Annotated in this window: 13 protein-coding genes; 2 read left to right on the forward strand and 11 right to left on the reverse strand. The window is 65.5% G+C overall.

Annotated elements, in window-relative coordinates; all coding sequences use genetic code 11:
• Window positions 1-80 precede the first annotated feature (80 nt).
• The 3 genes from ntrC to dusB are packed head-to-tail and all read right to left on the reverse strand — an operon-like array spanning window position 81 to window position 3,672.
• Window positions 81-1,547 (reverse strand): nitrogen regulation protein NR(I), encoded by a 1,467-nt coding sequence (gene ntrC, locus AB8841_RS19545; protein ID WP_370437470.1) that lies wholly within the window; start codon window positions 1,545-1,547, stop codon window positions 81-83.
• 11 nt (window positions 1,548-1,558) lie between these two features.
• Complete coding sequence (locus AB8841_RS19550) at window positions 1,559-2,659, reverse strand: nitrogen regulation protein NR(II) (protein ID WP_370437471.1); 1,101 nt, start codon at window positions 2,657-2,659, stop codon at window positions 1,559-1,561.
• Window positions 2,656-3,672, reverse strand: a complete 1,017-nt coding sequence (gene dusB, locus AB8841_RS19555) for a tRNA dihydrouridine synthase DusB (protein WP_370437472.1) — start codon at window positions 3,670-3,672, stop codon at window positions 2,656-2,658. The genes AB8841_RS19550 and dusB overlap by 4 nt, the downstream gene beginning before the upstream one ends.
• Before the next feature lie 217 nt (window positions 3,673-3,889).
• Between dusB and AB8841_RS19560 the strand changes: the two genes are divergently transcribed.
• Both AB8841_RS19560 and AB8841_RS19565 read left to right on the forward strand, forming a co-directional pair.
• A complete protein-coding gene (locus AB8841_RS19560; RefSeq protein ID WP_370439319.1) occupies window positions 3,890-5,098 on the forward strand; it encodes a bifunctional 2-C-methyl-D-erythritol 4-phosphate cytidylyltransferase/2-C-methyl-D-erythritol 2,4-cyclodiphosphate synthase in 1,209 nt (402 codons plus the stop codon).
• Window positions 5,095-5,616: a CinA family protein gene (locus tag AB8841_RS19565; protein ID WP_370437473.1), complete on the forward strand. Its 522-nt coding sequence runs from the start codon at window positions 5,095-5,097 to the stop codon at window positions 5,614-5,616. Before AB8841_RS19560 ends, AB8841_RS19565 begins: the two co-directional genes overlap by 4 nt.
• A 297-nt stretch (window positions 5,617-5,913) precedes the next feature.
• Here the strand turns inward: AB8841_RS19565 and AB8841_RS19570 are convergent, their stop codons facing one another.
• The 8 genes from AB8841_RS19570 to AB8841_RS19605 all read right to left on the reverse strand — a co-directional run bounded on the left by AB8841_RS19570 (window position 5,914) and on the right by AB8841_RS19605 (window position 13,666).
• Complete coding sequence (locus tag AB8841_RS19570; protein WP_370437474.1) at window positions 5,914-6,363, reverse strand: type II toxin-antitoxin system RatA family toxin; 450 nt, start codon at window positions 6,361-6,363, stop codon at window positions 5,914-5,916.
• A gap of 3 nt (window positions 6,364-6,366) precedes the next feature.
• The gene (locus tag AB8841_RS19575) at window positions 6,367-6,891 is read right to left on the reverse strand and encodes a topology modulation protein (RefSeq protein WP_370437475.1); all 525 of its coding nucleotides are present in this window, start codon (window positions 6,889-6,891) and stop codon (window positions 6,367-6,369) included.
• 72 nt (window positions 6,892-6,963) lie between these two features.
• On the reverse strand, window positions 6,964-7,923 hold the full coding sequence (lipA, locus tag AB8841_RS19580) for a lipoyl synthase (RefSeq protein ID WP_370437476.1): 960 nt from the start codon (window positions 7,921-7,923) through the stop codon (window positions 6,964-6,966).
• A gap of 182 nt (window positions 7,924-8,105) precedes the next feature.
• Window positions 8,106-8,756, reverse strand: coding sequence for a nicotinamidase (locus AB8841_RS19585; protein ID WP_370437477.1), 651 nt, complete (start codon window positions 8,754-8,756; stop codon window positions 8,106-8,108).
• A 216-nt stretch (window positions 8,757-8,972) separates the two neighbouring features.
• Entirely contained in the window at window positions 8,973-10,049 is a 1,077-nt protein-coding gene (locus AB8841_RS19590) for a BMP family ABC transporter substrate-binding protein (protein WP_370437478.1), read from the reverse strand.
• A gap of 89 nt (window positions 10,050-10,138) precedes the next feature.
• Complete coding sequence (locus tag AB8841_RS19595; protein WP_370437479.1) at window positions 10,139-11,056, reverse strand: ABC transporter permease; 918 nt, start codon at window positions 11,054-11,056, stop codon at window positions 10,139-10,141.
• Complete coding sequence (locus AB8841_RS19600) at window positions 11,053-12,129, reverse strand: ABC transporter permease (RefSeq protein ID WP_370437480.1); 1,077 nt, start codon at window positions 12,127-12,129, stop codon at window positions 11,053-11,055. The genes AB8841_RS19595 and AB8841_RS19600 overlap by 4 nt, the downstream gene beginning before the upstream one ends.
• On the reverse strand, window positions 12,119-13,666 hold the full coding sequence (locus AB8841_RS19605; RefSeq protein ID WP_370437481.1) for an ABC transporter ATP-binding protein: 1,548 nt from the start codon (window positions 13,664-13,666) through the stop codon (window positions 12,119-12,121). Before AB8841_RS19605 ends, AB8841_RS19600 begins: the two co-directional genes overlap by 11 nt.
• Between the last annotated feature and the right edge of the window lie 63 nt (window positions 13,667-13,729).

The following is a 13,729-nucleotide window of genomic DNA, read 5'->3' on the forward strand; positions in this document are numbered from 1 at the left end:
ATCGGGCGCCCTCAGTGGGGCACCCGTTGAAGGGTGATGCACCAACACAACACTGTGGTCAAATTATTACAACCGCCCGCTCAGGGGCGATTGCTGCGCACCACCATCAGGTCCAGATCGCGCACCTTCTTGCGCAAGGTGTTGCGGTTCACGCCCAAAAGTTCGGCCGCGCGGATCTGGTTTCCACGAGTTGCCGCAAGGGCAGCTCCAATGAGAGGCCCCTCGATTTCCCGCAGAATCCGGTGATAGAGGCCGGGTGGCGGCAAGCTGTCGCGGAAGCCAGAGAAATAATCCGCCAGATGGCGCTCGACCGCCTCCGAAAGCCCCTCCGAGCCCTGTTGGGCCTGCCCGGCGGCCTTGTTGCCGGCCGGCTGCGGCATCGGCAAGGGCTGGGAATCGAGTTCCGCGTCGATGATCGCTCCCGTGATCGTGTCCTGCGGATAGAGAGCGGCCAGACGGCGCACGAGATTTTCGAGCTCGCGGACGTTTCCGGGCCACCGGTAGCGCTTGAGGCGATCCATCGCCTCCGTGTCGAGCTGCTTGCGTGAGAGCCCCTCCTTTTCCACAAGCGCAAAGAAGTGCCGGGCCAGGTCCGGAATGTCCTCCACGCGCTCGCGCAGGGGCGGCAGGCGCAACGGGACGACGTTGAGGCGGAAATAGAGATCCTCCCTGAACAATCCCTGCTGGATGAGCACCCGCAGATCCTTGTTCGTCGCCGCCACGATGCGGACATTGGTCTTGATCGGCACGCGGCCGCCGACCGTGGTGTATTCGCCCTGCTGGAGGACGCGCAGGAGCCTCGTCTGCGCCTCCATGGGCATGTCGCCGATTTCATCCAGGAAGAGGGTTCCGCCCTCGGCCTGCTCGAAGCGCCCGGTATTGCGGGCGGTGGCTCCCGTGAAGGCGCCCTTCTCGTGGCCGAAGAGCTCGGATTCGATGAGTTCGCGCGGAATCGCCGCCATGTTCACGGCGACGAACGGCCCCTGCCGGCGCTTGCCGTAATCGTGCAGGGCCTTCGCGACGAGCTCCTTGCCGGTTCCGGACTCGCCCGTGATCATCACGGTCAGATCGGTCGGCATCAGGCGGGCCAGGGCGCGATAGATCTCCTGCATGGCGTGGGAGCGGCCGACCAGGGGGATATCCTCGTTCTCGACGGGGGTGGCGGTCGGAACGGGCGTCCGGGGCCGGGAGAGCGCGCGGCCCACCACCGCGATCAGTTCCTTGAGATCGAACGGCTTCGGCAGATACTCGTAGGCACCGCGCTCCGATGCCTTGATCGCCGTCATGAAGGTGTTCTGCGCGCTCATGACGATGATGGGAAGGTCCGGCCGCAGTTTCTTGATGCGGGGGAGCAGATCGAAGGCGTTCTCGTCCGGCATCATCACGTCCGTGATGATGATGTCGCCCTCGCCCTGGGCCACCCAGCGCCAGAGCGTCGCGGCGTTGCTGGTGGAGCGGACCTCGTATCCGGCCCTGGACAGGGCCTGGTTCAGCACGGTCCTGATCGCGGCGTCGTCGTCGGCGAGGAGAATTTGTCCGCTTGGCATGTTCTTGGGCCTCACATAGCCATATCGCTACCGGCTGTCGCGCGGTGCATGGGAAGGAGAATTCGGAAGGTCGTGCGCCTCGGTGCCGGTTCGCACTCGATGATGCCCCCATGGTCGCCGACGATCTTTGCCACGAGCGCGAGCCCGAGGCCGCTGCCCTGCACCTTGGTGGTGACGAAGGGATCGAACAGATCGCCCATCAGCTCCGGAGGAATTCCCGGGCCGTTGTCGCTGACGCTCAGCTCGATCGGCAGGCTCACGCGCTCTTGCGATCCCGGCACCTGCAGCCTGACGCCGGTCCGGAAGGCGGTCGACAGGGTGATTTCTCCGTCGCTCGCATCGATCCCGACCGCTTCCGCGGCATTCTTCACGAGGTTCAGGATGACCTGCACCAATTGATCCCGGTTTCCGAGCACCGGCGGCAGGGACGGATCATACGTCTCGACGAAGCGGATATGACGCGCGAAACCGGACGCGGCGAGGCGCTTCACATGGTCCAGGACACCATGGATGTTCACGGGCCCTCGGTCGACCGGCCGTTCCTCGCCGAAATGCTCCATGCGTTCGACGAGTTTCACGATCCTGTCCGTCTCGTCGCAGATCAGGCGCGTGAGGAGCCTGTCGTCCTCGTCGGCCGATTGTTCGAGGAGCTGCGCCGCGCCGCGAATGCCCGAGAGCGGATTCTTGATCTCGTGCGCGAGCAGCGCCCCCAGCGCCGTGATCGATCGGGCGGCTCCGCGATGGGTGAGCTGCCGGTTCATCTTGTCGGCGATCGTGCGCTCCTGGAGCATCACGACCACATGGTCGCTGTCGTCACCGAGCGGCGTCGCGAACACATCCACGATCCGTTCCGGACCGAGGCGCGGGCTGCCGATGTCGACGCGGTGCTCGCTCACGCTCGCGCCACGCTGCCGGACATCGTCCACGAGGCTCAGGACGGGTGAGCCGAAGGGGAGAAAATCCGTGAGCTTCTGCCGCTGCATCATGCGCAGGCTCACCTCGAAGAACGCTTCAGCCGCCGCATTCGCGTGGACGATGCCGTGCTCCCTCCCGACGGTCAGAACCGGCAACGGCAGCGCGTTCATGATGAGGTCGTTCATCGCCGCCGTCATGCCGCCTCCCGGTTCCGATGGGCATAGAGAGAGCCCAGCAGTGCCATGACGACGCTCGGATCGTCCGACGTGACGAGGCCGGTCCGGACATTCTGCGGGACGTTAAAACCGGACTCCACGGCCGCCTCGGCGTACGCCGCGAGATGTTTACGGGCGTGCCGGATGCCGACCTTGGCTCCGTAGAGAGATAAAAGGCCGTCGTAGTGCTCAAGGGCAAGGTCGGTCTTCTCGGCCGGGCTCGGATCAGGCAACGCCCTTCCGCGAAGCGCAGCCCCGATCTGGCCCACGATCCATGGCCGACCGACGGCCGAGCGTCCGATCATCACCGCGTGAGCCTGCGACGCGGCAAGGCATGTCCGGGCCTCGTCCAGTGAACCGATATCGCCGTTGGCGATCACGGGAATGCTCACGGATTGCGCGACGGGCGCGATCGCGGCCCAATCGGCGCGGCCCTTGTAGAATTGCTGCCGCGTCCGGCCGTGAACCGTGACGGCCCTCACGCCGAGCGCTTGTGCCCGCCGGGCAAGGTCCGCGGCGTTCAGGGCGTCATGGTCCCAGCCGAGCCGCATCTTCACCGTTACCGGCACGGACACCGCCAGCACCGTCGCCTCGATCAGGCGGCTGGCATGGTCGAGGTCGCGCATCAGGGCTGAGCCCGCATAGCCGCCGATCACGCGTTTCGCGGGGCAGCCCATGTTGATGTCGATGATCCGGGCGCCCGCCGCCTCGGCGACCCTGGCCCCCTCCGCCATCCAGCGGGGGTCGCAGCCTGCCAGCTGGACCACATGTGGCTCGATGCCGGCCCCCTCGGCCCGGAGCTGCGCCTCCTCGGATCCCCGGACGAGCTCGTCCGACGCGACCATCTCGGAGACGACAAGTCCGGCCCCGAGACGCTTCGCGATGCGCCGGAACGCCACATCCGTGACGCCCGACAGAGGTGCAAGGATCGCCGGGACTGCGACCTCGATCGGTCCCACTCGCAACCCCTCGCCTATTTTTTGATCAATTTCCATTGTGCCTATTTACTAGCCAATTCGGGGCTCGATGCAAGCCCCCGCTGGAGAGATTTGCCTTATTTCCAAGTCGCCCTTAGAGCATCCGACGCGGCAAATGGATTTGCCCTTTTAGGATTCATCCGAGGCCCACCATTTCGGTGAGCACGTCGTCCATGCGGACCCGAAGGGCCGCACGATGCGCCAGGGGAGCGCGTGAAGGGGAGAGCCCACCTTGATGCCAGTCGCCGCCCTTATCGTCGCCGCAGGACGTGGATCGAGAGCCGGCGAGGGAGTTCCGAAGCAGTATCGTCTCCTCGGCGGAAAGCCCGTCCTGACGCTGACCCTGAACGCCTTCCTGGGCCATCCGAAGATCGAGACGGCGCTCGTCGTCGTTCACCCGGACGATATTGATCTCTATCGCCAAGCCGTTGCGGCCCTTCCACCCGAGAGAACCGGCCGCCTCCTGCCGGTGGCTTATGGGGGAGAAACGCGTCAAGATTCGGTTCGAAACGGGCTCGAAGCCCTTGCGGCGGCCGCTCCCCGGCACGTGCTCATCCACGATGCGGCCCGGCCCTTTGCGACCGAGGCGCTCATCGCGCGCGCGCTGGACGCGGCGGAACGCTGGGACGCGGCCGTGCCCGGCATTTCCGTCACCGACACGATCAAGGTCATCGGGCCCCGGAACGAAGTCGTGTCGACGCCGGATCGCGCCGGGCTCAGGGCCGTGCAGACGCCACAGGCCTTCGGCTTCGCGGCGCTGCTCGCCGCGCACCGGAGGGCCGCCGAGGCGGGTATCGGAGATTTCACGGACGACGGAGCTCTGGCCGAGTGGGCAGGCCATCCCGTCCACGTGTTCGATGGGGATCCCCTCAACACCAAACTGACCCATGCTTCCGACTTTGCTGAAGCCGAGAGGCGCTTGCGAGGATTAGCGATGACCTATATGACCCGGCTCGGAACCGGTTTCGACGTTCACGCCTTCGGCGACGGCGACCATGTCTGGCTCGGCGGGATCAAGGTTCCCCACGATAGAGGCGTGATCGCTCATTCGGACGGCGACGTCGTTCTCCATGCCCTGACGGACGCCCTCCTCGGCGCCATTGCGGATGGGGATATCGGCACCCATTTCCCGCCGAGCGACCCGCAGTGGCGCGGGGCGTCGTCGGACCGGTTCCTGGCCCATGCGGCGGCCCTGGTGAGAGGGCGCGGGGGGCTGATCGACCACCTGGACGCGACGCTTCTGTGCGAAAAGCCTCGCCTCGGTCCCCATCGCGAGGCGATGCGTCAGCGGATCGCCGAGATCGTGGGACTGCGGCTCGATCAGGTGTCGCTGAAAGCCACCACGACGGAGAAGCTCGGCTTCACGGGCCGGAGCGAAGGCATCGCCGCCCAGGCCGCCGCAACGATCCGGCTCCCGGAGGTTTCGCCGGAGGTTTCACCATGACGATCGTTCCCGTGACGCCGGTTCTCATGACACCCGAGCTGAAGCAGCGCGCGGCGGCCCTGCTCAAGGCCTATGAGGGAAAGGGCCTGAAGATCGCGACCGCCGAATCCTGTACGGGCGGCCTCGTGGCGGCTCTGCTGACGGAGATCGCCGGCTCCTCGGCGGTCGTGGAGCGCGGCTTCGTGACCTATTCGAACGAGGCGAAGACCGAACTCATCGGCGTTCCGGCCGAGCTCATCGCGGCCCATGGCGCGGTGAGCGAACCGGTGGCGCGGGCCATGGCCGAGGGCGCGCTCGCCCATTCCCGCGCCGACATCGCCGTCGGCGTCACCGGAATCGCCGGACCGGGTGGCGGAACGGCTACGAAGCCCGTGGGCCTCGTGCATTTCGGCCTTGCCGGAAAGTCCTTCGCGACGATCCACCTGGAGCGCAGCTACGGCGATCTCGGCCGGGAAGCGGTGCGCCGGAGCGCGGTCGAGGATGCCATGTCTCTCTTCGAGCGGGTCCTCGCGATCTAGAGCCTTTTCCATGAACTTCGGTTCACGGAAAAGGCATTTGTTGTTTGAGAAAGACGCCTTTTCTTCGCAAAACCGGCATCCACTTTTGCGGAAAAGGCTCTAGAGCATCGTGCGAAGAAGTGGGAACCGGTTCTTCGCGAAGAACGATGCTTCGCCAAAGAGAGAGAGCAAATTGCATTCTGATCCCGTCAGAATGCAATTTGCTCTAGACCATCGGGCGTGAAAGGTGGATTTGCACTTTTGGGATCCATCCGACGGCCCCTTCTTGGAAAGAGCGCATCCTGAAGGGAGACCTTCTCAGGTCGCGAAAACCGTATCGGCCCGCTGCTCGAAGGCTTCCGTGAACTTCCGGAAAGCCTTGTCGAAGACGGTGCCCATGACGAGACCGAGTGCGAAGCTCTTGAACTCGTAATTGATGTAGAATTCCACCTCGCAGCCGCCCGGTGCGTCACGGAAGGTCCAGCGGTTCTCGAGATACTTGAACGGGCCGTCCACGTATTCGACGCCGATGCGCAGGCGCGGCTCGTCCAGGGTCACGCGGGTGGTGAAGCTCTCCTGGATCGCCTTGTAGCCCACGCTCATGGAGGCGACGAGCGTCTCGATCCCCTCCCCGCTCTGCACGCGGCGAATGATGCGCAGCTCCTCGCAGAGCGGCACGAATTCCGGATACCGCTCGACGTCCGCGACGAGCGCGAACATCTGGGCCGGCTTGTGCTTGACGGTTCGAGTCATGCGGAAGTTCGGCATGGCTCAGGCGGCCTCCTTGACGTGAGTGAGATTGGCCTCCAGGGCCGGGATATCGGAGCGCGAGCGCAGCACGAAGACCCGCTGGTCGGGCCGCAGGCGTTCGAGCATCCGGGCGGTCTTGGGGCGCATCGTCCTGGGATAGGACCAGATCCAGCGCATGAAGGACAGATCGAATTTCTCCGCGCAATCCGGGCCGAGATCGGGCCGGACGCGGCCATAGTTCTTCGCCACGCGCCACAGGACGGAGAGCGCGCAGCGCCAGCGCGGCAGATCGAGCCAGACGACGGCGGTCGCGCGGGGCACGCGGATATCGAAGGTCGAGGCGTAATTGCCGTCCATGACCCAGGCGGGCCGGGCGGCGAGCGCGCTCACCCGCTCGCGCCATTCGGGGCGCGGCGGCATCGTCCAACCGGGACCGAAATACTCCCGGTCGAGATGGATCAGCGGCAGGTCGAGCCGCTCACTGAGGCGCCGGGCCAGGGTGCTCTTGCCCGCACCCGGGCTGCCGATGACGAGAATGCGCTGCATGCCCCCACCCGAATTGATCATGAAGCGTCGGATTGGACCCCGGCGGCGGAAACCGTCTCCGGGTCCGATACTTCAGCCGAGCTTGGCGAGACGAGCCGCCTTGAGCTTGGCGAAATCCTCACCCGCGTGGTGCGACGAGCGCGTCAGCGGAGTCGAGGAGACGAGGAGGAAACCCTTCGCATAGGCAGTGGTTTCATAGGCCTTGAATTCGTCGGGCGTGACGAAGCGGATGACGGGGTGATGCTTCTTCGTCGGCTGGAGGTACTGGCCGATGGTCATGAAGTCCACATCCGCCGAGCGCAGGTCGTCCATCAGCTGCAGGACCTCGTTCCGCTCCTCCCCGAGGCCGACCATGATGCCGGACTTGGTGAAGATGGTGGGATCGAGCTCCTTCACCTGCTGGAGCAGGCGGATCGAGTGGAAATACCGCGCGCCGGGACGGACCTTCAGGTATCGGGACGGCACGGTTTCCAGGTTGTGGTTGAACACGTCGGGCTTGGCCGCGACGACCACTTCGAGCGCGCCGGGCTTGCGCAGGAAATCGGGCGTCAGGATCTCGATGGTCGTCTTGGGGCTGCGGGCCCGGATGGCATGGATGACGTCCGCGAAATGCTGCGCACCCCCGTCTGCGAGGTCGTCGCGGTCCACGGAGGTGATGACGACGTGCTCCAGGCCCAGCTTCTCGACGGCCTTGGCCACGTTGTCGGGCTCGTCCCGGTCGAGCGCCTCGGGCAGGCCGGTCTTCACATTGCAGAAGGCACAGGCGCGGGTGCAGGTGTCGCCCATGATCATGAAGGTGGCGTGCTTCTTCTCCCAGCACTCGCCGATATTGGGGCAACCCGCCTCCTCGCAGACCGTCACGAGCTTGTTCTCGCGGACGATCCGGTTGGTCTCGGCCCATTTGGGCGAGCCCGGAGCCTTCACGCGGATCCAATCGGGCTTGCGCTGCTGAACGGGCTGGTCCGGCCGGTGCGCCTTTTCCGGGTGACGGGGACGGTTGTCCTTGTTCAGAAGGTCGAGAACGACGGCCATAGGGGCTGAACCTAGCTTTGAACCTTGTGGGCGAAGGGATCTGCCCTTCGGACTAGACCATCGGACCTGAAAGTGGAATCCACTTTTCCGCACGATGCGCTAGGGCTTGATGTAAGACTTTTGACGCATCTTCGCAAATGCTCAGATTCCAGCACGGCCATGACGAGAGGGGCATACGGGGGTTAAGCCTCCCGAATCTGCCCGCTCCCGATCGTGCGGACGCCCGCGGCGTTCCAGTCGCTCCTGGCTCTCGCCAGAGACCCGGCGGCGTCGATGGCCCGCGAGGCATCCTCGATCAGGTAGCTCTCGAAGCCTGCCGCGGCGGCATCGATCGCGGTCCAGGCCACGCAGAAATCGGTCGCGAGACCGGCGCAGAAGACCCGCCTGAAGCCACGCTCCTTCAGGTAGCCATCGAGACCCGTCGAGGTTCTGCGGTCGGCTTCCTTGAAGCCCGAATAGCTGTCGATGCCCGCGTTGTAGCCTTTGCGGATGACGAGCTGCGCGTGGGGAATGTCGAGATCGCGGGAAATCTCAGCGCCCGGCGTCCCCTGAACGCAATGATCCGGCCACAGCACCTGGGGGCCATAGGCGAGCTCGGTCGCCTCGAAAGGCTTCCTGCCGGGATGGCTCGACGCGAAGGAGGCGTGCCCCTTCGGGTGCCAATCCTGCGTCAGGACCACGTGCCGGAACGCCTTCGCCAGCCGGTTGATCGGCGCGACGACCGCGCCGCCGTCCGGGACCGCCAGGGCTCCGCCGGGGAGAAAGTCGTACTGGATATCGACGACCACCAGCACGTCGGCATCGCCTGGCTGGATTTCCCGTTGTTCGGTCATTGGCATTCTCCTGGCGCATCGTGCGAAAAAGTGGCTCCGGTTTTTCGCTCAGACGATGCGTCTCATCTATGAAGGGAACATCGGATGCAATCCCAAAAGTGGAATCCACTTTTCACGTCCGATGCTCTCGTCGCGGATGGGCGCCATCGAGGCCCCCGATACAAAAAAGGCAGCCGAACCCTCGGCTGCCTTCGGTTCGTCGATAGGCTTCGCGGCTTATTGCGGGATCTTGTCGTCGATGCCCTTCACGTAGAAGTTCATCCCGAGGATCTGCTCGTCCGACAGCGCGCCGTTGCCCTTGCACTCGATCTCCTTGCCGTCCTGGCCGATCACCGGGCACTTGAAGGGGTTGAGCGAGCCGGACTTGATTGCGGCCTCGGTATCCTCGGCCATCTTCTTCACGTCGTCGGGCATGTTCTTGTAGGGAGCCATCTGCACCATGTTGGCGGCCAGACCGCCCCAGGTGTCCTCGGATTTCCAGGTGCCGTCGAGAACGGCCTTGGTGCGCTGGATGTAATAATCGCCCCAATGGTCGATGATCGCCGTCAGCTGAGCCTTCGGAGCGAAGCGCTCCATGTCGGAGGCCTGGCCGAAGCCGAGCTTGCCGCGCGCCTCGGCGGCCTGGAGCGGTGCCGGGCTGTCGGTGTGCTGCGTGAGCACGTCCACGCCCTGGTCGAGCAGAGCCTTGGCGGCATCGCCTTCCTTCGCCGGATCGAACCAGGAATTCACCCACACGACCTTAAGCTTCACGTTCGGGTTCACCGACTGCGCGCCGAGGAAGTACGAGTTGATGCCGGAGATCACTTCCGGAATCGGGAAGGCGCCCACATACCCGATGGTGCCCGACTTGGTCATCTTGCCGGCGATCTGGCCGGCGATGTAGCGGCCCTCGTGGAACTTGGCCGCATAGGTCGACACGTTGGGGGCGCGCTTGAAGCCGGTCGCGTGCTCGAACTTGATGTTCGGATACTTCTTGGCGACCTTCAGGGTCGGCTCCATGAAGCCGAACGAGGTCGTGAAGATCAGCTTGTGGCCGGTACGGGCCAGCTGCTCGATGGCGCGCTCGGAATCGGCTTCCGGCACGTTCTCGACATAGGTGGTCTCGACCTTGTCGCCGAGAGCCTTTTCCATCTCCTTGCGACCCTGATCGTGCTGATAGCTGTAGCCGAAATCGCCGATCGGGCCGACATAGACGAAGCCGACCTTCAGCTTCTCCTGCGCGCTCGCGGTACCGGCCGACAAGGCAAGGGCTGCCGCACCCGCCAAGGCTCCGATGATTGTCTTTGAAAGCATGCTCGCTCCCCCACGTTAAGGTTTGGTATCCCTGGCAGTTCCGAAGGTTTCTGGCAACACTTCTCGTGGCTAGAATAACACCAGTTTGATCACCGGTCAGGCACGAAAGGAACGCCCAGGGATCCCGGGGCGCCGATCGCCCGTCCGCGCCGCAGGGACAGCAGCAGCAGCGCCAGGATCGTGGCGAGATACGGCACCGCCGACAGGGCCTGGGACGGCACGCCGAACTGGGCCGCCTGGGCATGGAGCTGGAGCACGGTGGCCGTGCCGAAGATATAGGCTCCGACCAGCACCCAGGCCGGGCGCCAGGCCGCGAACACGACCAGCGCGAGGGCGATCCAGCCGCGGCCGGACGTCATGCCTGGAGCCCAGAACCGCGTGTAGACGAGGGACAGGTAGGCTCCCGCGAGACCGGCGCACGCACCCCCGAAGAGAATGGCCAGGAATCGCACGCGCAGGACCGGAAGGCCGAGCCCATGGGCCGATCCATGGTTCTCTCCGATGGACCGGAGGGTCAGGCCGGACCGCGTCCTGCCGAGATAGAGGGCGATCAGAACCGTGAGCGCGATGGATCCGTAGACGAAAAGATCCTGCTCAAAAAAGAGGCGGCCGACCACCGGCAGATCGCTGAGGACCGGGATGTCGAGGGGAGCGATGGGATCGCGGCGCGCGCCCACGAAAGGCGCCCCGATGAGTCCCGACAGGCCGATGCCGAAAATGGTGAGCGCGAGCCCCGAGCCGACTTGGTTCGCGGCAAATCCCAGCACCGCCAGCGCGAAGAGCGCGGCCATCGCGACGCCCGCCAGAATCCCGGCGAGTACGCCGACGACCGTCGAGTCGAAGGTCACGGCGGCCGCGAAGGAGCACGCCGCGCCCATGATCATCATGCCTTCGACGCCGAGATTCAGAACGCCCGCGCGCTCCGACACCAGTTCGCCGAGCGCCGCGATGAGAAGCGGCGTGGAAGCCGTCACGATGGTGAGAAGAATGGCCTCGAATGTGGTCACTTGCCCCCTCCCCGTGTCACGAAACGAATGCGGTTGCTGACCAGGGCGTCGGCCGCCAGAACGCAGAGCAGAAGCATGCCCTGGAACGCCTGGGTCAGGTCCAGCGGCAGTTTGAGAAGGATCTGGGCGCTCTCCCCGCCGATGAAGGTGAGCGCGAGAACCAGCGCCGCCACCATGATGCCGAAGGGATTGAGGCGGCCCAGGAACGCCACCGTGATGGCCGTGAAGCCGTAGCCGGGGGAGATCGAGGGCTGGAGCTGCCCGATCTGGCCGGAGACCTCGGAAATGCCCGCGAGTCCCGCGAGGCCGCCCGAAATCGCGAAGACCGCAAGCGTCGTCGCCTTGGAGCTGAAGCCCGCGAACCGGGCCGCGCGGGGCGCATCGCCCGTGAGCTTGAGGCGATAGCCGAACAGGGTCCGTCCGAGCACCACGGCGGTCACCAGGACCGCGACGAGGGCGAAGACCGTCCCGTAATTCACGCGGCTCGCCTCCATCACCGGAGGCAGCGTCGCCGACGGGTCGAAGGTGACCGATTGCGGGAAATTGAAGCCCTTCGGGTCGCGCCATGGCCCGCGCACGAGATAGTCGAGCGTGAGCTGCGCCACATAGACGAGCATGAGGCTCGTCAGGATCTCGTTGACGCCGAAGCGGGTCTTCAGGACGGCCGGGATGAGGCCGTAGAGCGCGCCGCCGATCATGCCGAGGATCAGCATGAGCGGCAGCACCCAGAATCCGGCATCCGTTCCGTGGGTCTTCAGCGCGAGCCAGCTCCCCAGGACCGCGCCCATGACGTACTGCCCCTCGGCGCCGATATTCCAGAGATTGGCGCGAAAGCAATAGGACAGGCCGATCGCGATCAGAGCGAGCGGCGTCGCCTTCACCAGCAGTTCCTGGAGCGACCAGGGATCGCTCAGGGGCTGAACCACATAGACGTTGAAGGCCGCGATGGGCGACCGGCCCATGAGCCAGATCACGAAGCCCGCGATGAGAAACGACACGATGAAGGCCGCGACCGGCGCGACCGCGCGCGCCACGGGAGAGACCGTCGTGCGGGGCGTCAGCTCAAACCGCATGAGCGCCCCCCGGGGTATGAGCCACGCCTAGCATTTCAAGGCCGACCGCCTCCTTGGTCCATGCGCCGATGGGTTTGACCGGGCTCAATTGTCCCTGGTGGATCACGGCCATCTGATCGGCCACTTCGAACAGCTCGTCCAGGTCCTGGCTCACCACCACGACGGCGCTGCCCTCGCGGGCGAGATCGACGAGCGCCTGGCGGATCAGGCGCGCCGCGCCCGCGTCAACACCCCAGGTCGGCTGATCGACGATCAGCAGCTTCGGCTTGCGGATGATCTCGCGCCCGATCACGAATTTCTGCAGGTTGCCGCCGGAGAGCTTGCGCGCCTGGGGATCGCCCTCCGGCGTTCTCACGTCGAAGCTCTTGATGATCGTGCGGGCGAGCCGCTTGGCGGCGTTCAGCAGGATGAAGCCGGACCGGCTCACCTCGGTCGCCGCATGCGAGATCAGGGTGTTCTCGCTCAGCCGGTGTGTCGGAGCCGCCGCATGGCCCAGGCGCTCCTCCGGAACGAAGGCGGCGGCCAGACGGCGGCGGGCGTCGATGCCCAGGGTGCCGCTGGGCCTGCCCGCGATGACGATCGCGCCGGCCCGGTCCGCCAGCCTTTCCCCGGACAGCGCCGCGAACAGCTCGCTCTGCCCGTTTCCGGCGACGCCCGCGATGCCTACCACCTCGCCGGCGCGCGCCACGAGATTGATGTCCCTCAGGGCCTGTCCGTGAAGCCCCGCGGGCGGCATGTCGAGGTGATCGACGCGCAGGATCTCGCCCTGCGGCACATGCGGCGCATCGGTGCGGATCTCGCCGACCTCGTTGCCGACCATCAGGGCCGCGATTTCCCGCGCAGTGCTCGCCCGCGGATCGATGGTCGCCACCACGCGCCCGGACCTCAGGATGGTGGCGCGGCGGCAGAGACGGCGCACCTCCTCGAGCTTGTGCGAGATGTACAGGATCGAGCAGCCCTCCGCCGAGAGCTTGTCCAGGGTCGTGAAGAGGTGCTCGGCCTCCTGCGGGGTCAGAACGGAGGTCGGCTCGTCGAGGATCAGCAGGCGCGGGTTCTGCAGCAGGCAGCGGACGATCTCGATGCGCTGCCGCTCGCCGGCGGACAGGGTCCAGACGGCGCGGTCGGCGTCGAGCGCGAGCCCGTAGGTCCGGCTGATCTCGCCGAGCTTGCCGCGCACCGTTGCGAGGCTCCACTCGGACGAGAGGGCGACGGCGATGTTCTCGGCGACGGTCATTTCGTCGAACAGCGAGAAATGTTGAAACACCATGCCGAGGCCGAGCGCGCGCGCCTCGACCGGAGAACCGATGGTGACGGGCCGCCCTTCCCACCGGATCTCACCGGCGCTGGGCTCGATGACGCCATAGAGGATCTTGACCAGGGTCGACTTGCCCGCGCCGTTCTCGCCGAGCAGGGCATGGATCTCCCCGGGCTCGATCGACAGGTCGATGCCGTCGTTGGCGAGCAGGTCGCCGTAACGCTTGCTGATCCCTTTTAGCTCGACAAGGGGCGGCCCAGATGATGATACGTCTGCCTTCACGCAAGCGACTCTGAACTGAAGATGTGGAAGCCGGTTCGACAAGAACCATGAATAACGATCATA

The organism is Microvirga sp. TS319, from assembly GCF_041276405.1.
GTDB lineage: Bacteria > Pseudomonadota > Alphaproteobacteria > Rhizobiales > Beijerinckiaceae > Microvirga.